Genomic DNA, 19458 nt, shown 5'->3' with positions numbered 1-19458 from the left:
TCAACCAAACCCTCAGCAGTCCCCCTTGGAACGCAGGCCGGGGTGGTGGATGCGGGAAGACATGGGACCTCTGCTGGCTCGGGGGCGGGGAGTGAGGAAGAACCATCACCTTAGCGGTGACCCCACGGCTCGTGATGCAGCAGGCGCATCGCGTTCACGATGACCACCAGCACCGAGGCCTCGTGCACCAGCATGCCCAGACTCATGGTCACACCGCCGGCGAAGACACCGGCCAGCAGCAGGGCCACCGTCACCAGGGCGATCACGATGTTCTGGTGCATCACGCGCACCGTGGAGCGGGCCAGGCCCAGGGCGTCGCCGACCCGGTCGATGCGGTCGGCCATCAGGGCCACGTCCGCGGTCTCCACCGCGAGGCCGCTGCCCGCTGCACCCATCGCGATGCCGATGTCGGCGCTCGCCAGGGCCGGGGCGTCGTTCACCCCGTCTCCCACCATGGCCACCCGGTGCCCCTCGGCCCGGAGCTGCTCGATGATGGCGAGCTTGTCCTCCGGCAGGAGGCCGGCGTGGACCTCGAGGTCACCCACCTCGGCGGCCACGGCCCTGGCCACCGACTCGCGGTCACCGGTGAGCATCAGCACGCGCTTCACACCGCTGCGGTGGAGCTGTTCCACCACGTCGGCGGACTCGGGGCGCAGGGTGTCGGCGACGGCCACCACGCCCAGCGGCTCTCCGTCGCGGACCACGGCCATGGCCGTGCGCCCCCGGCTCCCGAGCTCGTCCACGAGCTCCCGCAGGGCCGTGGCGTCGGTGCCGGGGAATGCCTGCTCACCCAGCTCGGGCTTGCCCACCGCGATGGTCCGCCCCTCGACCCTGGCGACGATGCCGTGCCCCACCACGGGGCGGAAGTCACCCTCGGGGCTCCCCACGAGCAGGCCCTCCTGGCGGGCTCGGCGGACGATCGGCTCGGCCAGGGGGTGCTCGCTGCCCACCTCGGCCAGAGCGGCGGCACGGAGCACCTCCTCACGGTCGACCCCCGGGGTCACGGGGACGACGTCGGTGAGCTCCGGCGCCCCGGCAGTGAGGGTGCCGGTCTTGTCCAGTGCGACCGCGTCGACGGTGGCGGCCCGTTCCAGGTGCTCACCACCCTTGATGAGCACCCCGGACCGTGCGCCGCGACCGATCCCGGCCACGAGGGCGACGGGGATGGAGATCACCAGCGCGCCGGGGCAGCCGATGACCAGCAGGGTCAGGGCCAGCTCCACGTTCCTGGTGACCAGACCGGTCACCAGGGCCATCAGGACGATGCCCGGGGTGTACCAGCGGGAGAAGCGCTCCATGAAGGTCTGCGTGCGGGCCTTGGCGTCCTGCGCGTCCTCGACCCGGCGGATGATCCGGGCCAGAGTGGTCTCGGCGCCGATGGAGACGGCCCGGGCCCGGACGTGGCCCCCGGTCAGGACGGTGCCGGCGTAGACGGGGTCGCCCTCGGTCTTCTCCACCGGGATCGACTCGCCGGTGATGCTGGCCTCGTTCACCGCGGCCCGGCCGCCGAAGACCTCGCCGTCGACGGGCACGATGCCACCGGCCTTGATGATCACCACCTCGTCCGGGCGGACCTCGTGGGCCGGGACCTCGGTCTCGACACCCTCACGCACCACCATGGCCATGTCCGGGGCGGAGTCCACCAGCTCGGAGAGGGCCGATCGGGTGCGGGCCAGGGTCATGGCCTCCAGCGCCCCGCCGATCGCGAACAGCGTGGTCACCGCCGCGGCCTCCCAGTAGTTGTCGACCAGGACGGCACCGACGGCGGCGACCGTGACCAGCAGGTCGATCCCGACCACCCGGTTGAGCAGCGCGCGCACGGCGCTGAGAGCGATGCGGTGACCCGCCACCACCGCGGCCGCCAGCATGACCAGGTCGGCCGCGCCGTCCCGCCCGGACCAGCCCAGCGTCCACGAGACGACCACGAGCAGCGCGGCCAGGGCGGGGATGGTCCAGGGGGAGCCCTCGAGGCGCCGCCAGAGGGGCGGCCGGGTCATGGGAGTCCTTTCGCGAGGTGCTGGGTGGCGTTCGGGGTGAGGGCCCCGTGCTCAGAAGACGGAGGGGGAGGACTCGTACCCGGCCTTGCGGACGGCTGCCACGAGATCCTCGGGGGTCACGGACTCCGCGTGGTCGACCTCGACCCGGGAGCTCGCGAACTTCACCTCGACCTTCTCCACGCCGGGAAGGCGCTGGACCTGCTTCTCGATCTTGCTGACGCAGGAGGGGCAGGAGAACCCCTGTGCGCGAAGGGTGGTGTGCTGCAGAGCGGTGTTCGTCATGATTCGTCCTTCCGTCCTCGACGGGATCTCCGTCGATGCCCTCACGGTAGGAAGGTCCGCCCCAGGTCTCCTTGACCAAGATCAAGCCGGGCGAGGCAGGATGGATCCATGCCTCAGGACCTCTGCGTGACCCAGGTGCCGATCTTCGCCGGCCTCGACCCGGAGGCCCAGCAACAGGTGGCCTCCTGCGCGCACCCCGAGATGGTGGAGGCCGGGCACGACTTCTACCGGCAGGGCGAGGAGGTCGGTCAGCTGTTCGTGCTGCACGAGGGAACGGTGAAGCTGACCCACGGCCGGGCCGACGGCACCCAGCGGATCGTCCGCACGGTGGCCCCCGGGCAGGTGGTGGGGGAGCACCCCTTGCTGGCCGGTGGGCCCGCCGACCACACGGCCACCGCGATCGAACCGGTCGTGGCCTGCGTGTTCCAGCACGACCAGCTCGCGGGGCTGATGGGGGAGCACCCGCGCATCACGCGCGACCTGCTCGGGGCCATGAGTCGGCGGCTGGCCGACGCCGAGCAGCGCATCGCCCGCCTGACCAGCACCGACATGGCAGCCCGCCTGGCCGACTACCTGCTGGACCTGCCGGCCGCCGTGCAGGGACGGGACGTCCGGGTGAGCCTGCCCATGCGCAAGCGGGAGGTGGCCTCCTACCTGGGTGTCACGCCCGAGTCGTTCAGCCGTGCCCTGGCACGGCTGGAGAAGCGGGGCCTGGTCGAGGTCTCCGGTGCCGAGATCGCCCTGCTCGATCTGGACGGGTTGACCGAGCTGGCAGGCTGAGCGCACCCGAGCGCCGGTGCTGGCGTTGCGCCTCAGCGCTGCTCGCCGTCCACGTAGAACCAGCGCCCGGCCCGCACTGCGAAGCGGGAGCGCTCGCGCAACGCCTCGCACGACCCGTCGGGTTGCCGGGAGCGGGCCGTGAACTCCACCACGCCCTCGGTCTGCCCGGGCCGGCCGCCCACCACCTCGTGCACCTCCAGCCCGGTCCACTCGGCGTCGCCGAGATCCACCGAGGCCGGACGGGTACGGGGGTGCCAGGTGCGCCACAGGTGCTCGGAGTCCCCGCGGGCGAAGGCGGAGTAGCGCGAGCGCATGAGTGCCTCCGCGGTGGGTGGCAGCGTCTCTGCGGCCAGGTGGGGACCGCAGCAGGTCGAGAAGTCCGGCGAGCCGCAGGGGCAGGGGACAGCGTTCATGTCCTCATCGTGCCCGTCGCGGATTCCTGCCGTCGGCCGCGGGGTGGATACAGTCCCCCGGACCCCGTGCCGACCGAAGGACGAAGAGCACACTCCATGACCAGCCAGATCGCGCAGGACGCCGCCCACGAGGCCCCGTCCCCCGGAGCACCCACCGGTCGGCAGACGCCGCTCGGCATCCTGCTCAACCTCGTCCGCGGGGTCCTCATCGGCATGGCCGAGCTCGTCCCGGGGGTCTCCGGCGGCACCGTCGCCCTGGTCACCGGGGTCTACGACGAGCTGCTCGACTCCGCCGCCCACGTCCTGTCCGCCCTCAAGCGGCTGGTCCAGGGGCCCGACCGGTGGAATGGTTTCGTCGGTCAGCTGCGCCAGAGCTCGTGGGGCCTTCTGGTGCCGGTCATGGCCGGCATGCTCGCGGCCGTCCTGCTGGCTGCCGGGGCCATGGCCGATCTCGTGGTCGACCACCCCGAGCACGCCCGCGGCCTCTTCCTGGGGCTCGTGGTGGCCTCCATCGCGGTCCCGCTCCTCATGGCCCGTGACAGCCGTCGCGACGACGAGGCCGCCGGGCGTCCCACGCTCTCCCCGGTCGCCGCCGTGCTCGTCGTGGTCGTGGCCGCCGTCATCAGCTTCCTGCTGGTCAGCATGGCCGGCGGGGAGACCCGGATGCAGCCGAACCTCCTCGTGGTCTTCCTCGCTGCGGCGGTCGCCATCTGCGCGCTCGTCGTGCCGGGGGTCTCCGGCTCCTTCTTCCTGCTGGCCATCGGCCTCTACGCCCCCACCATGGCCGCCATCGACGAGCGCGATCTCACCTACATCGCCGTCTTCGGCCTCGGGGCGATGGTCGGGCTGGCCTCCTTCGTGCGTGTCATCCGCTACTTCCTGCTGCGCCACCGCCGGGTCACCCTGCTGGCCATGAGCGGGCTGATGATCGGCTCCCTGCGGGCGCTGTGGCCCTGGCAGGAGGTCGTCGGGGAGCACGAGACCGGTGCCCTGACATCCCCGGCTGACCCGGTGACCGGGCCGGTCCTGCTGGCCTTCCTCGGCGCCGTGGTGGTCACGGCTCTGGTGGTGTTCGAGCGACGCTTTGGTACCCCGACCCCCGGGGCCTGACCAGCAGGCGGGATGGTTCGGGAACCCCCTCCGGGGGGTGTAAAGTGGCAGAGACCGTGCCTGTGGCCCGACGGCCCGCCGGTCACCCGAGACGTTGACCCAACACCTGAGGGGGAGTCTGTGGCCCTGCAGACGCCAACCGAGCCGGATCGTCTGAAGTCGCCCACCGAGCTGATCGAGCTCTCGGGCGTCCGCCCGCCCATGCAGGAGCGGATGCACCAGTACTTCGAGGCCAGTGTGGACCGCGTTCCCCACCACGTGGCCCTGGAGCTCGAGGACCGGCGGCTGACCTATGCGGAGCTGGACGCGCTGGGCAACGCCCTGGCCCACCACCTGCGGGACCGGGGCGTCGAGCCCGGCCAGCGCATCGGCCTGCTCCTGAACCGCTCGCTGGAGATGTACGTCGGCCTGCTGGGCATCATGAAGGCTGGCTGCGCCTTCGTGCCGATCGACCCCGCCTCGCCCTCGGACCGTGTGAGCTTCATCTCCGAGGACAGCTCGCTGTCGATGCTGCTGTCCACCTCCGGGATCCCGGCGCACCACGCCAGCGCCGCCCCGGTGCTGCTGCTCGACGACCCGTCGACCCAGGACGCGGTGGCCGCGGCCCCGACCACGCGGCCCGCCCCGGACGGGCTCGACGACCCGACGGCCTACATCATCTACACCTCGGGCTCCAGCGGTCGGCCGAAGGGCGTGGACGTCGCCCAGAGCAGCATCGTCAACTTCATCCACGTCATCACCGAGGTGTACGACGTCCGGGAGACCGACCGCATCTACCAGGGCATGACGATCGCCTTCGACTTCGCCATCGAGGAGGTCTGGCCCACCTGGGCGGCCGGCGCGACCCTGGTGGCCGGCCCGACCGACGCTCGCCGCGTCGGGGCCGGGCTCACCGAGTTCCTCGAGACCCGCGGGATCACGATCCTCTACTGCGTGCCCACCGTGCTCTCGACCGTCGAGCGCACCATCGACTCGATCCGCTCGGTGATGGTCGGCGGCGAGGCCTGCCCGGCCGAGCTCGTCGAGCGCTGGGCCCCCGGTCGGCGCATGCTCAACACCTACGGACCCACCGAGGCGACCGTGACCTGCACCTGGGGCGTCCTGCGGCCGGGTCGGGCGGTGACCATCGGTGTGCCCGTGCCCACCTACACCGCGACGATCCTCGACGACGACCGCCAGCCGGTGCCCTTCGGTGAGGTCGGCGAGCTGTGCATCGGCGGCCCCGGTGTGGCCCGCGGCTACATCAACCGCCCCGAGCTCAACGTCGACCGGTTCATTCAGGACCCCGAGGGCTCCGGGGAGCGGATCTACCGCACCGGTGACCTGGCGCGCTTCCAGGAGGACGGCGAGATCGTCTACCTGGGCCGCGCCGACGCCGAGGTGAAGATCCGCGGCCACCGCGTGGACCTCGGTGAGATCGAGAGCGTGATGATGCGCGACCCGCGGGTGCCCACCGCCGCGGTCAACTACTGGCCCGACGGTGGTGGTGGCGACCTGGCCGGCTACATCACGGTGAACGAGGACGAGACCGACGTCGACGGCCTGCGGCAGAAGCTGTGGGAGGACATGCGGGACACGCTCCCGTCCTACATGGTCCCCTCGTTCCTCGAGACCATCGACGAGATGCCGATGCTGCCCAGCGGCAAGGTCGACCGCAAGGCCCTGCCTCGGCCGAGCACCCCGCGCCTAGTCGGTGGCGGTGAGCACGTCCCGCCCGCGACCCCGACCGAGGAGTGGATGGCCGGGGTCTGGGCCGACGCCTTCGGGGTGGAGCCCGACCAGCTGTCCGTGCAGGCCAACTTCTTCGACGACCTCGGTGGTCACTCGTTGGTCGCGGCCTCTCTCGTCTCCCGTCTGCGCGAGGACCCGCGAGGGGCCCAGCTGTCGGTGATGGACCTCTACGCCACGCCCACCGTCCGCGGCATGGCCGGCACCCTCGACGAGAGCGGGGCCACCGAGGACGTGGGCGAGGCCCTCACCACCGAGCCGATCGAGCACGCCTCGACGGGCCGGATCTGGCTCTTCGGCCTGGCCCAGGCCGTGGCCGTGCTGCTCATGCTCATGGTCGCCATGTCGCCGGTGGCCCTCGCCTACTGGTGGTACTCGGGTGTGCCGTCGATCAGCCTGCTGCAGCTCATGGCGGTCTCGCTGCCGATCTCCTACCTGGGAACCCGCTGGGTCGGCCCGCTCGTCGTGGCCCGCCTGCTGGGCGACGTGAAGCCGGGCAGCTACCCGCTCTACTCGATGGAGCACCTGCGGGTGTGGATGGCCGGCCGGGCCATGGAGCTCTCCCCGATGAACCACCTCGCCGGCTCGGCCCTGGCCGCGCCCTACCTCCGGCTGGCCGGCGCCCGGGTGGACGACTCCGCCCACGTCGGGACGCCGATCACCACCCTGCCCGCGCGGGTGACGATCGACGCGGGGGTCGCGATCGGGTACGCCACCCGCCTGGACGCCTGGTCGGTGTCCGGCGGTCGCATCGAGGTGGGGGACATCCACCTGCGCGAGGACTCCACCGTCCTGGCCAACTCCGTGGTGGTCGCCCCCTGCGAGATCGGGATCGGCGCGATGGTGCAGGAGCAGTCGGTCGTCGGCCCCGACCTCACGATGCCCCCCGGCGAGGTCCGTGCCGGCTCGCCGGCCACCGTGGTGCCCGCCCCCGGGGACGACATCGTCGTGACGATGGCCGCCTGCGACCGAGCGCCGCGCCGCTGGGGGCTGACCCAGGTCGTCGGCTTCGTGTGGGGCGTGCTCGGGCTGGAGCTCCTCCCGATGCTGGCGCTGCTGCTGCCCGTGGTCCTGGTGTGGGCCACGCTCCTCGCGGGCGGCGTCTGGTGGGGGCTGCTCGCCTCGCTGCTCACCGGCCCCCTCTTCGTGGTGAGCGCCTGCGCTCTCATCCTGGGGCTGCGGAACTTCGGCCTGCCCCGGATGCCGGTGGGGATCCACCACCTGCGCTCCCAGCTGGGCGTCGACAAGTGGTTCGCCGACCGGCTCCTGGAGGCCAGCCTCCTGCTCACCAACAGCATGTACTCGACGCTGTACACCCCGCCGTGGCTCCGGCTGCTGGGCGCCCGGGTGGGCAAGCGGGCCGAGGTGTCCACGATCGCCAACATCGACCCCAGCCTGCTGACCCTGCACGACGAGTCGTTCGTGGCCGACATGGCCTCGGTCGGCAGCGCGACCTACTGCCGCGGGCACGTCGCCTTCCGGCCCACCGAGGTCGGGGAGCGGGCCTTCGTCGGCAACGCCGCCTTCGTCCCCTCGGGGTCGAAGATGGGGCAGGACAGCCTGCTCGGCGTGGGGTCCACCCCGCCGGCCGCCGGCATCCAGCCCGGTGAGTCCTGGCTCGGCTCGCCCTCCTTCTTCCTCCCGCAGCGCGAGATGTTCGAGGGCTACTCCGAGGAGGACACCTACCGTCCCTCGCGCAAGGTCGTGATCGGTCGCTATCTCATCGAGTTCGTGCGCGCCACGCTGCCGGGCACGCTGCTCGGTCTGTCCACCTTCGCCACCCTCCAGGTGGCCTCGGCCCTGGCCTTCGCCGAGCTGCCCGTGTGGGCCATGATCATGCTCCTGCCGGCGGTGGCCATGCTCGCCGGACTGGCCACGACGCTCTTCGTGGCCCTCATGAAGTGGGTGCTCATGGGCCGCTACCGGAAGCGCGTCGAGCCGCTGTGGAGCCAGTTCGTGCGCGTCAGCGAGCTCGTCACGGGCGTGTTCGAGGCCGCGGCGGTGCCGGTGCTGCTCATGCACCTCCAGGGCACCCCGATGCTCGGCCCGGTGCTCCGCCTGTTCGGTGTGCGGGTGGGCCGCCACGCCCTGGTGGAGTCCACCTACATCACCGAGTTCGACCTGGTCTCGATCGGGCGCCGTGCATACATCGGCCCCGCGGTCTCGCTGCAGACCCACCTCTTCGAGGACCGCGTCATGAAGATGGACGAGGTGCGGGTCGCGGACGAGGCCGAGGTCGGTGCCCGCTCCGTGGTCCTCTACGGCTCCGACGTGCAGGAGAGGTCGCGCCTGCGGGCCCTCTCGCTGGTCATGAAGGGTGAGACGACGCCGGCACGGACCGTCTGGCAGGGCATCCCGGCCCAGCCGGTCCGGGCCGCGGTCGAGGACGCCACCACCGTTGAGAAGACCCTGGAGGTCGCCCGATGAGTCCCGCCATCCGCGCCACCGAGTTCGTCTCGGACGCCGCCACCTCCTTCGACTCCCTGGACGGGCCCAACACCGGTCTGAGCACCGAGGTCGTCCCCGACACCCCGCACGCGTGCGAGCCGGCGGGGCGGGCGACCCCGGAGGACCAGGGGCCGACGGAGCACCGCCTGACCGGTCTCGACGCGGCCCGAGGGCTGGCGCTGCTGGGCATGATATCGGTCCACATCTTTCCCGCCTTCACCCCCGAGATCACGGTCCACCCCGCGTGGACGGTGGCCTCGGGCACGGCCTCGGCGCTCTTCGCCGTCCTCGCCGGAGTGTCGCTGGCGCTCATGAGCGGGGGATCGCGGCCGCTCTCCCGGGGCCGCTGGACGCCGATGCTGCGGCAGGGGGTGCGGGCGATCCTCATCCTGGCCATCGGCCTGATCATGGGGCTGATCATCCCGGTTGACGCGGCCGGCGTGATCCTGCCCTACCTGGCGGCCCTGTTCGCCCTGGCGATCCCTTTCCTCGGGCTGCGCGCCAGGCCGCTCTTCGTCCTCGCCGCGGTCGGGGCCGTGCTGGGCCCGGTGCTGAGCTACTGGCTCCGGCAGGGCGACCCGGTGCCGGACCTGGGCAACCTGGTCCCCGGGGACCTGTTCACGCGGCCGCTCGAGTTCCTGGAGACCCTGGTGGTCACCGGACTCTTCCCCGCCCTGAGCTGGCTGCCCTACATCCTGCTGGGGATGGGCATCGGCCGCCTGCGGCTGCGGCGGCGCATCTCGGCGGTGCACCTGGCGCTGGCCGGCGTGGCCGTCACGGCCCTCTCCTGGGTGGTCTACCAGGTGCTCACCGGGCCGCTGGGGGCGCTGGAGCACGTGGCCGAGGGGCAGATGGCAGCCGGGTGGACCCTGGACGAGACGGCTGACCTCCTCGTCTGGGGGCCGGACGGCACCGTCCCCACCACCTCCTGGTGGTGGCTCAGCACGATCGCCCCGCACAGCGGGACGCCGGTGGACCTGCTCCGCACCAGCGGTGTCGCCCTCCTGGTGATCGGCGTCATGCTCGGGCTGGGGACCCTGCTCTCGCGGTCGCTGCTGCTGCTCACGGCGCCCGGACGCATGACCCTCACGCTCTACTGCCTGCACCTGCTGATGCTGCTGCTCCCCCTGGAGACCTTCGGGGTGGGGGTGGAGTTCGCCCTGCAGGTGCTGGTCGTCGTCGTCTTCGCGCTGGCCTGGCTGAGCGTGCAGCGGCAGGGACCGTTGGAGTGGCTGGTGGGTCATGCCACCCGGGCGCTCGTCCCCGCCTCCTTCGTCGCGCGGCGACGGGTCAGACGTTGGGGGAGACGTCCTTGGCCGAGGGGGTGATGCGGAGCTTCCCGTCGTAGTTCGCCACCAGCCAGCGGTCGCCCTCGGGGACGACCCGCAGGTTCACCCGGCGGTTGACGTCCTGCGAGACCAGCTGCTTGTCCCAGGTCAGACCGGCTCGGGTGACGACGGTCATCGAGATGTCGAATCCCTCGCCCTCGGCCGGGTACACCTCGCCGTCGGTCACCCAGGAGCCGTGATGGACCGGTTCCATCCGGCGTCGGTTGAAGTTCTTGGGCCACTCGTGGAAGTGCAGGAGGTTCACCGTGTCGCGGGCGTCGAGATCGCCGGCGAGGTCGGCCTCCACGTGCCGCTCCCAGGCCTTCGCGCTACGGGGGGTCATCTGCCGGACCACGGGCTCGGTCAGGTCCGCGGCGGTGGTGGGCCTCTCGGGGTCGAGCGCCCCCTCGCTGGTCGCGTTGTCCAGGGCCCAGCCCGAGATCTGCTCCCAGGCCTCCTCGGCCTCGGCCTGCTCCTGGGCGTCCATGTCCTCCGCCAGGTAGGGCGGGTCGACGAAGCGCTCGGGCATCACCTCGGTGGGTGCCTGCGGCGAGCAGGCCGACAGGCCGACACCGGCGACGAGCGCTCCGGACAGCAGCGCACGCCGGCGGAGCGGGGTGGTCCGGCGACGGGTGTGGATGGGCATGTTCTCTCTCCCCAGGGGGTCGGGATGGTGTGCGTCCCGGCGAGGACACAGGCCGCACAATCCTAACGGGTCCGCGGGGGTGGGCCGGTCGTCCCCGGGGGAGGGGTCAGCCTCCGGGCGAGACCAGGGCGGCGAGCGTGGCCCCGAGCTCGTGGGCCTGCTCCAGCGCGGTGGGGCCGAGGTCGCCGAGCACCTCCAGCACGGGAGCGGCCCGCCGCCAGGGCAGGGCGGACACGATCGACTCGACCGAGCGCACCGCGCCGGTCAGGTCGTAGCGGCCGTGGACGTAGAGCCCGTAGGGGATGGTACGGGTGCTCTCGTGCCCACCGGTCGCACCACCGTCCGTGCCGAGGCCACCGCCGATGTCCAGGAAGGTGCGGTCGAAGAAGTGCTTCAGGGCCCCCGACATGTAGCCGAAGTTGGCCGAGGTGCCCAGGAGGACGGCGTCCGCGGCGAGGACCTCTTCGGCCGTGGCCTCCAGGGCGGGACGGACGTGGACCTCCACCCCCTCGATGGCGTCGTCGCGGGCTCCTCCGAGCACGGCGTCGGTGAGCGCCGTGGTGGTTGCCGAGGGGGAGTGGTGGACCAGGAGCAGGCGTGCCATGCCCTCAGGGTGCCACCGCCACTCCGCTGAGGTCGGGGCGGGAGCGGACGGCCCCGGTCGGGCCGGGACCTGCCTTCGCAGGGGCAGTAACCTGTCGCGGACGCCGGCTCGGTCCGGCCCCAGTCGTCCACGTCGTCGAGCGGTCGCGCCCAGCCGGCCCGGGGAGGTTCCGTGACAGCTCGCTGGCCCGTCCTGCTCCTCGGTCTGCCCCTGCTGGCCGGGTGAGGTGCGGATCCCGCCGGGCCCGGGGTGGACGGGGGTGAGGGACAGGAGCGCACCCTCACCGTGCTGGCCGCCGCCAGCCTGCGGGAGCCCTTCGAGGAGATCGCCGGGCAGTTCGAGGAGGACCACCCCGGGACCACCGTGCGGCTGAGCTTCGGGGGCTCCTCCGCCCTGGCCGCGCAGGTGGCCGCCGGGGCCCCCGCCGACGTGATCGCGACCGCGGACGAGCGCACCCTCGCCCCGGCCGTGGAGGCGGGGCGGGTGGGCTCCCCGGAGGTCTTCGCCCGCAACCGCCTCCAGCTGGCTGTGCCGCCGAGCAACCCCGGTGACGTCCACGGGCTGGCCGACCTGGCACGGCCGGGGGTCGAGCTCGCGCTCTGCCAGCCGGAGGTGCCCTGCGGTGCGCTGGCCGAGGCCGTGCTCGCCGACCAGGGGCTGGACGTGGAGCCGGCCACCCTCGAGCCTGACGTGCGCGCCGTCCTGGCCAAGGCGGAGCTCGACGAGGTGGACGCCGGGCTCGTCTACGCCACCGACGTCCGGGCGGCGGGGGACCGGGTGCGGGGTATCGACCTCCCGGAGCGGGCCGCGGGGACGACCGACTACCCGATCGCCGTCGTCGAGGGCAGCGCGCAGGCCGACCTGGCGCAGCAGCTCGTCGACGCGGTTCGGTCCGAGGACGGCGGGCGCGCCCTCGACGAGGCCGGCTTCGCCCCGGCGCCATGACGAGGCCCACCCCACCGGTCTCCCGTCGGTCCGGCACCGACTGGTCAGCCGCGCCGCTGGCGCTGCTGGCGGCCGCGGCCGTGGCCCTCGTGGCCGTGCCGCTGGTGGCGCTCCTGCTTCGGGCCGACTGGGTCGCGATGCCCGGGGTGCTGGGGCGGGAGTCGGTCCAGCAGGCCCTCGTGCTCTCGCTGACCAGCTCGAGCGTGGCCACGGCGCTCTCGGTCCTGTGCGGCGTCCCCCTGGCCTGGTGGCTGGCAGCGAGCGACCAGCGGGGAGCGTTCCGCCGCCGGGTGGCCGCCGGGGTGCGCGCCCTGGTGACCCTGCCCCTGGTCCTGCCCCCGGCCGTCGGCGGTGTCGCCCTGCTCATGGCCTTCGGGCGCACCGGGCTCCTGGGGCAGCGGCTCGACGCCTGGTTCGGCGTCACCCTGCCCTTCACCCCGGCCGCGGTGGTGCTGGCCCAGACCTTCGTGGCGATGCCCTTCCTCGTGACCACCGTGGACGGTGCCCTCGCCCAGCGGGACCGCAGCCTCGAGGAGGCGGCCTGGACGTGCGGGGCCGACGCCTGGCAGACCTTCCGCCGCGTCACCCTGCCGCTGGCCCTGCCCTCGCTCGTGGCAGGCACCGTCCTGTGCTGGGCGCGGGCGCTGGGGGAGTTCGGGGCCACCATCGTGTTCGCCGGCAACCTGCCCGGCAGCACGCAGACGATGCCGCTGGCCGTCTACCTCACGATGCAGACGGACCCGCAGGCCGCGATCACCCTGAGCGTGGTGCTCCTGCTCGTCTCGGCGCTGGTCATCGTGGCCCTGCGCGGGCGGTGGGCCGGTGGGCTGTCCCGCTTCACCAGCCGCCGGGCGGGCTGAACCCGGCCCGCCGGGCGGCGTCCGGGTCGTCCACGTCGGCGAGGAGCACGTCCTCGAGCGGGATCTCCTGACGGACGAGATCACCGAGCACCCGGCGCGCCGAGCGGTCCCGCACCTCCCCGGCCAGCGCGGCCCGCAGGGGTGCCGCCCGGTAGCGGCCACAGAGCAGCTGGGGCCACCCGGAGGAGTCCGTGGCCACAACCGCCGCGGCCCCGCGGGGAGGCTCGACGGCGGCAAGGGCGGCCACGACCTCCGGGGCCCGGGGGAGGTCGCAGGTGAGCAGCTGGACCCATTCCACCCCGGCCGGCACCCGCTCGATGCCGGCCGCCAGGCCCGCGCACGGTCCCCCGCCCGGCGGGTCCTCGCGGGTCACGACGAGGTGCTCCGGCTGGGGCGGGCCGTTCAGCTCGGCGCGGAGGGAGACCGGTCCCACGAGCACGACCGGACGCGCCCCGGGGCAGGCTGAGAGCGCGATCTCCAGCAGCGTCACACCGTCCCGCACGAGCGCGTGCTTCGGCCTCCCCATGCGGGCGGATCGCCCGCCGGAGAGAACGATTGCTGCGGTGTTCTCGAGGGTGACCTCCTCGCCGGTTCTCATCCGCCGGCGAAGGGCGGCAGCACGTCGAGCGTGCCGGCCTCGGTGGGGAAGGGCTCCTCACCCTCCAGGCGGCGGCCGTCGACGAGGAAGCTGCAGCGCTCCAGGACGGCCGCCGCGCCCGGGCGGTGGGCGGCGAGCACCTCCCGGATGCTGCCGGGCCCGCTGAGGGTGGCCGTCTCGGACTCGGTGCCGGCAGCCTGGGCCGCGCCGGCGTACCAGCGGATCTGCAGGGTCATGGTCGTCATCCTCCGATCGCGTTCATGGGTCGCTCGGGTTGCACGAAGTCCTCGCCGAAGCCACCGGCGTCCGAGCCGTGGGCGCGGGGCTTGGCGGCCATCGTGCCCAGCCAGGCGCGGGCGATCTGCTCGTCGTCCGCGCCGCCGCGGAGCAGGCCGCGCAGGTCGGTCTCGTCCTGCGAGAACAGGCAGGAGCGCAGCTGGCCGTCGGCGGAGATCCGGGTGCGGTCGCAGGAGCCGCAGAAGGGCTCGGTGACCGAGGCGATGGTGCCGATCCGGCCCATCTGCTCCCCGTCGCGCCACAGGTCGAAGAGCTCGGCGGGAGCGGCCCCGCGGGCCGGCACCTCGCGCAGCTCGTACCGGGTGGCGACCTGGGCGCGCACCTCCTGGGCGGTCACGAGGTTCTCCCGGGCCCAGTCGCGGGGGGCACCGATCGGCATCTGCTCGATGAAGCGCAGCTCGCAGCCGGTCTCGACGCAGTGGTCCACGAGGTCGAGCAGGCCGTCGTCGTTGATCCCGCGGGTGGGGACGCAGTTGACCTTCACCGGGGTGAGCCCGGCCGCGACCGCCGCGGAGAGCCCCTCGAGCACCTCGTCGAGGCGGCCCCGGCGGGTGATCTGGGCGTAGGTGTGCCGGTCGACGGTGTCCAGGGAGACGTTCACGCGGGACAGCCCGGCCTCGCGCAGGGCACCGGCCTTCCGGGCCAGGCCGAGACCGTTCGTGGTGAGCGCCAGCTCCACCTCGGGCAGGGCGCGGTGCAGGTCGGCGACGATCTCGACCAGGTCGGGGCGGGTGAGCGGCTCGCCCCCGGTGAGGCGGATCTTCTCGATGCCCAGGGTCCGGGTGCCGATGCGGGCGAGGCGGACGAGCTCCTCGCGGTCCAGGACCTCGGCACGGGGCAGCCAGCCGTCGACCACCTCCGGCAGGCAGTAGGTGCAGCGCAGGTTGCAGACGTCGGTCACGGAGAGTCGTAGGTCCGTGGCCACCCGGCCGAACCGGTCGACGAGCGGCAGGTGGGACATGACCTCAACCCTACGATGCGGGACATGGTCACCAGTCACGTCGTCACCGCGTCGGACCGGCCGAGCGCCGGTCGAGCCGAGGACCGCTCCGGGCCGCTGCTCGCCGAGTGGCTGGCCGGGAGGGGGCACACGGTGGAGCGGGTGGTGGTGCCGGACGGGGAGCCCGTGGCGCAGGCCGTGCGGCGGGCCGTCGAGGCGGGGGCCGAGCTCGTGCTCACCACCGGCGGCACCGGGGTCACGCCCCGCGACCGCACACCCGAGGTGGTCGCGCCCCTGCTGTGCGTCGAGATCCCAGGGATCATCGAGCAGGTGCGGGCCGTCGGCGCGGCGAAGGGCGTGGCCGGGGCGCCGCTCACCCGGGGGGTGGCCGGCCTCGTCGAGGGGGAGCACGGGCGGACCGTCGTCATCACCCTGCCCGGCAGCACCGGCGGGGTGCGCGACGCGATCGGCGTGCTCGATCCGCTGCTGGACCACCTGCTCGACCAGGTGCGCGGCGGTGACCACTGAGGGGCCGCCGGCCCCGGGACCCGGTGGGCGGGCTCAGCCCTCGCGGTGCCAGTCGCCGGACTTGCCGCCGGACTTCGCGATCAGCTCCACCCCGCCGATGCGGACGGCCTTGTCGAGCCCCTTGACCATGTCCACCACGGCCAGGGCGGCCACGCTCGCGGCGGTGAGGGCCTCCATCTCCACCCCGGTGCGGTCGGCGGTGCCGCACTCGGCGGTGATGGTGAGCAGCTCGCCCTCGCGCTCCAGCTCGATGCGGGCGTGGTGCACGCCGATGACGTGGGCCAGGGGCAGCAGGTCCGGCGCCCGCTTGGCCGCCGCGATGCCGGCGATGCGGGCCACCGCCAGCACGTCCCCCTTGGGGACCTCGCCGTCGTCCATGACCGTGGCCACGGTGGGCCCGAGCTCCACCGTGGCCCGCGCGGTCGCGTGCCGCACGGTCGGTTGCTTGTGGGTGACGTCGACCATGCGGGCGGCGCCCTGCTCGTCGAGATGGGTGAAGGGTTGGCTCATGGCACCATCATGACCTCGACGAGGTCCCCCTCCTGCACGCCCTCGGCCGCAGCCGGGACGATCGCGAATCCGTCCACCCCCGCCAGGCGGGAGGCCAGGTGCGAGAGGGAGCCCTCGGCGCTGCGCCGCCGGGCCACCAGCCGGCCCTCCTCGGGGCTGAGGGTGACGGGCATGTACTGGGTGCGGCCCGGCTTCTTGGCCCACCCGTCGCCGAGCACGGTCGTCACCGGCCCGGGGGTCTCCCGGCCGCTGGCGGCATCCAGCCACGGGCGGGCGAAGGCCAGGAAGGACACGACCGCCGAGACCGGGTTGCCCGGCAGGCAGAGCACGGTCACGCCGTCGAGCTGCCCGACGCCCTGCGGCTTGCCCGGCTGCATGGACACCTGCCCGAACTCGATGCCGCGGGGCTCCAGGCACTGGCGGACCACCTCGAAGGCGCCGGCGCTCACCCCGCCGGTGAAGACGAGCAGGTCGGTGTCCGCGGTGAGCTCCGGCAGGCGGCGGCCGAGCTCCTCCGGGTCGTCGTGGTCGAGCAGGACCCGCTCGGTGGGATGGCCGAGCGCCGTGGCCAGGCCGTGCACCAGCCAGGAGTTGCAGTCCGGGAGCTGCCCCGGGCCCAGCTCGGTGCCCAGCGGGGCCAGCTCGTCCCCCGTGGCCACGGCCCGGACCCGCACCGGGCGGGTGGCCTCGACCTCGGCCACCCCCACCGCGGCGACGGCGCCCAGGGTGAGGGCGTCGAGGACCGTCCCGGCCTCCGCCACGACCTGCCCGGTGGTCACGTCGCTGCCGGCGGCGCGGATGTTGTCCCCGGCCGGCAGCTCGTCCACGCGGACCTCCTGGGGCAGCGGGACCGGTCCGCGGGGGATGTCCGTGAGCTCCACCGGCACCACGGTGTCGGCCCCCTGCGGCACGGGGGAGCCGCTCGGTGCGGGGGCTCGGCGCGAGCGCGGTGACGGCTGCGGCGTGCTCGGCCGGGGTGCGCTGCCAGGCGGTCTGCGGGGCGGAGTGGGGCTGGGTCATGGGCCCATCCTGCCTGCGCCGTACGCTGGGCCGCATGCCTGCCTCCACCGTCCAGTCCACCCCGCTGGAGGCGGCGGCCGTCCGGGCGGACCTGGCCGACCGGACCCACGGCGCCGTCGTGCTCTTCGAGGGCGTCGTCCGTGACCACGACCACGGCCGGTCCGTGGTCTCGCTGGGCTACTCCGCCCACCCGGAGGCCGAGCGCGTGCTGGCAGAGGTGGTCGCCGAGATCGAGGCGGAGTTCGACGTGGTGGCTGTGGCCCAGCATCGGGTGGGCGATCTGGCGATCGGCGAGGTGGCCCTGGTGGCCGGCTGCGCCTCGGCCCACCGGGCGGGGGCCTTCCCGGCCTGCGCCGAGCTGGTGGAGCGCATCAAGGAGCGGGTGCCGGTGTGGAAGAAGCAGGTCTTCACGGACTGGAGTGACGAGTGGGTGGGTCTCGGTGAGTGCTGACGCGCTGCAGGACGACCAGTGGGCCCGGCAGCGGGTGCTGCTCGAGGAGGGCAACCGGGTGCTGCGGGCCTCCTCGGCGCTCGTCGTGGGCTGCGGCGGGCTGGGGGCCGGGGCGATCCCCGCGCTCGTGGCCAGCGGGGTGGGGCGGGTCGTGCTCCTCGACGACGACGTCGTGGAGCTGAGCAATCTCAACCGGCAGACCCTCTTCACGCACGCCGACCTCGGTGCGCTCAAGGTGGAGCGGGTCGTGGCCCGCATGCGGGAGCTCTCGCCCGAGTCGCGGATCGAGGGGGAGGTCCGCCGCCTCACCGCACAGGACGCCGAGTTCGTGCAGGGCTTCGACGTGGTGCTCGACTGCACCGACAAGGTCGCCTCCCGCACGGCCATCTCGACGAGTTGCCGGGAGGCCGGCGTGCCCTGGATCTGGTCGGCGATCGACGGCTGGCAGGGCGTGCTCAGCGTGTTCGTCCCCGGCGGGCCGCAGTGGGAGGACGCCAGCGCCATGCGCGAGGAGCTGCCCGCCCCGCCGCAGATCCTCGGGGCCACCCCGGCGATGCTCGGTGCCTGGCAGGCCGCGGAGGCGGTCAAGCTGCTCACCGGGCAGGGGCGGCCCCTGGTGGGCCGCATCGCCGTGGTCGACCTGCTGGCCGGCACGGTGCGCGAGATGCCGCTCGTGGCCCGCGGGGCCTGAGCCATGGACACGCTGCGCTCGCTGGGACTCTTCGTGCTCGCGGCCCTCTGCGAGATCGGGGGCGCCTGGCTGGTCTGGCAGGGACTGCGCGAGCACCGCGGGCTGGTCTGGGTCGGCGCCGGGGTCATCGCGCTGGGGCTCTACGGGGTGGTCGCCAGCTGGCAGCCCGAGGGGGAGTTCGGCCGGGTCCTGGCCGCCTACGGGGGCGTCTTCGTCGCCGGCTCGATCCTCTGGGGGATGGTGGCCGACGGCTACCGGCCCGACCGCTGGGACCTCCTCGGCGCTGCGGTCTGTCTGCTCGGCATGGCCGTGATCATGTACGCCCCGCGCTCCGGCGGCTGAGGCTCACGTGGTGGTGTCGGCCCTGGGTCCCTGACGGGCCTTCTCGATAGCATGAGGCCATGGAGACGATGCCGGTCACGACGCCGGGGCGCGCCCTGGCGCGGCACCGGTCTGCGCTCATCGCCCTGCTTGCCAGTCACGGGTTGACCAACCCCCGCGTCTTCGGGTCCGTGGCACGTCGTGAGGACGTCCCCGGGAGCGATCTCGACGTTCTCGTCGACGTCACACCTCAGCTTGATCTGCTGGAGCTCATCGACGCCGCCGAGGAGGCCGAGGCCCTGCTGGAGGTGCCGGTCGAACTCGTGGCCTCCCGAGCGCTCCGCCCCGGGCACGAGATCCTGCGGACCGCGGTGGCCCTGTGAGCACGCTCCGTGAGCTCGAGCCGGGGACGGCTGCACGCCTACACGACGTCCACCGGCTCTGTCTCCGAGCCGAGGCCCTCGCCGCCAGAGGGCGTGGGTGGTTCGACTCCGACCCGGAGTTGGGTGTGCCCCACCTGGCCGCGGACTCCTTGGTGCTGAAGCTGGGTGAGGCCGTGCGTCGGCTTCCCGAAGAGTTCCTCGAGGAGCGACGTGCGGATCCCACGTGGAGGCGTGCCATCGGCATGAGAAACCGCATCGCCCACGAGTACGACGCCGTGGACTACGAGATCGTGTGGCAGGTGGTGTCCCAGCACGCAAGGGCTCTCCGGATCACGATCGAGGAGATCCTCGGCCAGGACGGCTGAGGCTCAGCCGGTCTCGTCGAGCCCCGCGTCGTGACCGAGGGTCGCCACCTGGGTGCGGTTGGCGTCCAGCTTCGTGACGACGTGCGCCAGGTGTGCCTTGACGGTCGCCTCGGAGAGGAAGAGCTCGGCGGCGATCTCGGCGTTGCTCAGTCCCCGGGCCACGGCGCCGACCACCTCCCGCTCGCGCTCGCTCAGCGGGGCCAGCCGGGCCAG

The 19458-nt window shown here is 73.2% G+C and carries 23 protein-coding genes; 12 read left to right on the top strand and 11 right to left on the bottom strand.

Annotation, left to right across the window (positions count from 1 at the left end; genetic code table 11):
- Window positions 1-110: 110 nt before the first annotated feature.
- Both KSED_RS09865 and KSED_RS09860 read right to left on the bottom strand, forming a co-directional pair.
- Window positions 111-1997 (bottom strand): heavy metal translocating P-type ATPase, encoded by a 1887-nt coding sequence (locus KSED_RS09865; RefSeq protein WP_015779950.1) that lies wholly within the window; start codon window positions 1995-1997, stop codon window positions 111-113.
- A gap of 51 nt (window positions 1998-2048) precedes the next feature.
- Entirely contained in the window at window positions 2049-2279 is a 231-nt protein-coding gene (locus KSED_RS09860; RefSeq protein ID WP_015779949.1) for a heavy-metal-associated domain-containing protein, read from the bottom strand.
- A gap of 108 nt (window positions 2280-2387) precedes the next feature.
- Between KSED_RS09860 and KSED_RS09855 the strand changes: the two genes are divergently transcribed.
- Window positions 2388-3059 (top strand): Crp/Fnr family transcriptional regulator, encoded by a 672-nt coding sequence (locus KSED_RS09855; RefSeq protein WP_015779948.1) that lies wholly within the window; start codon window positions 2388-2390, stop codon window positions 3057-3059.
- A gap of 32 nt (window positions 3060-3091) precedes the next feature.
- On the opposite strand, the gene KSED_RS09850 is transcribed toward KSED_RS09855, so the two are convergent.
- Window positions 3092-3472, bottom strand: a complete 381-nt coding sequence (locus KSED_RS09850) for a YchJ family protein (protein WP_015779947.1) — start codon at window positions 3470-3472, stop codon at window positions 3092-3094.
- 96 nt (window positions 3473-3568) lie between these two features.
- On the opposite strand from KSED_RS09850, the gene KSED_RS09845 reads away from it, so the two are divergent.
- The 3 genes from KSED_RS09845 to KSED_RS09835 all read left to right on the top strand — a co-directional run bounded on the left by KSED_RS09845 (window position 3569) and on the right by KSED_RS09835 (window position 10086).
- Complete coding sequence (locus KSED_RS09845) at window positions 3569-4582, top strand: DUF368 domain-containing protein (RefSeq protein WP_015779946.1); 1014 nt, start codon at window positions 3569-3571, stop codon at window positions 4580-4582.
- A gap of 120 nt (window positions 4583-4702) precedes the next feature.
- Window positions 4703-8737 (top strand): Pls/PosA family non-ribosomal peptide synthetase, encoded by a 4035-nt coding sequence (locus KSED_RS09840; RefSeq protein WP_015779945.1) that lies wholly within the window; start codon window positions 4703-4705, stop codon window positions 8735-8737.
- The gene (locus tag KSED_RS09835) at window positions 8734-10086 is read left to right on the top strand and encodes a heparan-alpha-glucosaminide N-acetyltransferase domain-containing protein (protein WP_015779944.1); all 1353 of its coding nucleotides are present in this window, start codon (window positions 8734-8736) and stop codon (window positions 10084-10086) included. The genes KSED_RS09840 and KSED_RS09835 overlap by 4 nt, the downstream gene beginning before the upstream one ends.
- Here the strand turns inward: KSED_RS09835 and KSED_RS09830 are convergent.
- Window positions 10049-10732, bottom strand: coding sequence for a hypothetical protein (locus tag KSED_RS09830; RefSeq protein WP_015779943.1), 684 nt, complete (start codon window positions 10730-10732; stop codon window positions 10049-10051). The two genes, KSED_RS09835 and KSED_RS09830, sit on opposite strands and share 38 nt — an antisense overlap.
- A gap of 106 nt (window positions 10733-10838) precedes the next feature.
- Window positions 10839-11336, bottom strand: coding sequence for a flavodoxin family protein (locus KSED_RS09825; protein ID WP_015779942.1), 498 nt, complete (start codon window positions 11334-11336; stop codon window positions 10839-10841).
- 249 nt (window positions 11337-11585) lie between these two features.
- Between KSED_RS09825 and modA the strand changes: the two genes are divergently transcribed.
- On the top strand, window positions 11586-12281 hold the full coding sequence (modA, locus tag KSED_RS09820; protein ID WP_015779941.1) for a molybdate ABC transporter substrate-binding protein: 696 nt from the start codon (window positions 11586-11588) through the stop codon (window positions 12279-12281).
- Window positions 12278-13141, top strand: a complete 864-nt coding sequence (locus tag KSED_RS09815) for an ABC transporter permease (RefSeq protein ID WP_015779940.1) — start codon at window positions 12278-12280, stop codon at window positions 13139-13141. The genes modA and KSED_RS09815 overlap by 4 nt, the downstream gene beginning before the upstream one ends.
- Here KSED_RS09815 and mobA read toward each other — a convergent pair.
- The 3 genes from mobA to moaA are packed head-to-tail and all read right to left on the bottom strand — an operon-like array spanning window position 13119 to window position 14997.
- A complete protein-coding gene (mobA, locus tag KSED_RS09810; protein WP_015779939.1) occupies window positions 13119-13739 on the bottom strand; it encodes a molybdenum cofactor guanylyltransferase in 621 nt (206 codons plus the stop codon). The two genes, KSED_RS09815 and mobA, sit on opposite strands and share 23 nt — an antisense overlap.
- Complete coding sequence (locus KSED_RS09805) at window positions 13736-13975, bottom strand: MoaD/ThiS family protein (protein ID WP_015779938.1); 240 nt, start codon at window positions 13973-13975, stop codon at window positions 13736-13738. Before KSED_RS09805 ends, mobA begins: the two co-directional genes overlap by 4 nt.
- 5 nt (window positions 13976-13980) lie before the next feature.
- The gene (moaA, locus tag KSED_RS09800) at window positions 13981-14997 is read right to left on the bottom strand and encodes a GTP 3',8-cyclase MoaA (RefSeq protein ID WP_015779937.1); all 1017 of its coding nucleotides are present in this window, start codon (window positions 14995-14997) and stop codon (window positions 13981-13983) included.
- A gap of 24 nt (window positions 14998-15021) precedes the next feature.
- On the opposite strand from moaA, the gene KSED_RS09795 reads away from it, so the two are divergent.
- Window positions 15022-15504: a MogA/MoaB family molybdenum cofactor biosynthesis protein gene (locus KSED_RS09795; RefSeq protein ID WP_015779936.1), complete on the top strand. Its 483-nt coding sequence runs from the start codon at window positions 15022-15024 to the stop codon at window positions 15502-15504.
- Window positions 15505-15537: 33 nt separating this feature from the next.
- Here KSED_RS09795 and moaC read toward each other — a convergent pair whose 3' ends face one another.
- Together moaC and KSED_RS09785 are read right to left on the bottom strand one after the other, a co-directional pair.
- Window positions 15538-16014, bottom strand: coding sequence for a cyclic pyranopterin monophosphate synthase MoaC (gene moaC, locus KSED_RS09790; protein ID WP_015779935.1), 477 nt, complete (start codon window positions 16012-16014; stop codon window positions 15538-15540).
- A complete protein-coding gene (locus KSED_RS09785; RefSeq protein WP_015779934.1) occupies window positions 16011-16925 on the bottom strand; it encodes a molybdopterin molybdotransferase MoeA in 915 nt (304 codons plus the stop codon). The genes moaC and KSED_RS09785 overlap by 4 nt, the downstream gene beginning before the upstream one ends.
- 143 nt (window positions 16926-17068) lie before the next feature.
- Here KSED_RS09785 and KSED_RS09780 point away from each other — a divergent pair, with 143 nt between their 5' ends.
- From KSED_RS09780 to KSED_RS13785, 5 genes are read left to right on the top strand one after another with little or no spacing between them, the layout of a single operon-like run.
- Entirely contained in the window at window positions 17069-17485 is a 417-nt protein-coding gene (locus tag KSED_RS09780; RefSeq protein ID WP_041291559.1) for a molybdenum cofactor biosynthesis protein MoaE, read from the top strand.
- On the top strand, window positions 17475-18176 hold the full coding sequence (locus KSED_RS09775; RefSeq protein ID WP_015779932.1) for a HesA/MoeB/ThiF family protein: 702 nt from the start codon (window positions 17475-17477) through the stop codon (window positions 18174-18176). Before KSED_RS09780 ends, KSED_RS09775 begins: the two co-directional genes overlap by 11 nt.
- Before the next feature lie 3 nt (window positions 18177-18179).
- A complete protein-coding gene (locus KSED_RS09770; RefSeq protein WP_015779931.1) occupies window positions 18180-18518 on the top strand; it encodes a YnfA family protein in 339 nt (112 codons plus the stop codon).
- A 59-nt stretch (window positions 18519-18577) separates the two neighbouring features.
- Window positions 18578-18880 carry a nucleotidyltransferase family protein gene (locus KSED_RS09765; protein WP_015779930.1) on the top strand — a complete coding sequence of 101 codons (303 nt, stop codon included), beginning with the start codon at window positions 18578-18580 and terminating at the stop codon, window positions 18878-18880.
- On the top strand, window positions 18877-19245 hold the full coding sequence (locus tag KSED_RS13785; protein WP_015779929.1) for a HepT-like ribonuclease domain-containing protein: 369 nt from the start codon (window positions 18877-18879) through the stop codon (window positions 19243-19245). Before KSED_RS09765 ends, KSED_RS13785 begins: the two co-directional genes overlap by 4 nt.
- Window positions 19246-19248: 3 nt before the next feature.
- Here the strand turns inward: KSED_RS13785 and KSED_RS14225 are convergent, their stop codons facing one another.
- On the bottom strand, window positions 19249-19449 hold the full coding sequence (locus KSED_RS14225; protein WP_258172037.1) for a response regulator transcription factor: 201 nt from the start codon (window positions 19447-19449) through the stop codon (window positions 19249-19251).
- Window positions 19450-19458 lie beyond the last annotated feature (9 nt).

Source organism: Kytococcus sedentarius DSM 20547 (genome assembly GCF_000023925.1).
In the GTDB taxonomy this organism is placed as follows: domain Bacteria; phylum Actinomycetota; class Actinomycetes; order Actinomycetales; family Dermatophilaceae; genus Kytococcus; species Kytococcus sedentarius.
Note: the sequence above shows the minus strand (reverse complement) of the source record. Positions and strands in the feature narration are given on the sequence as shown.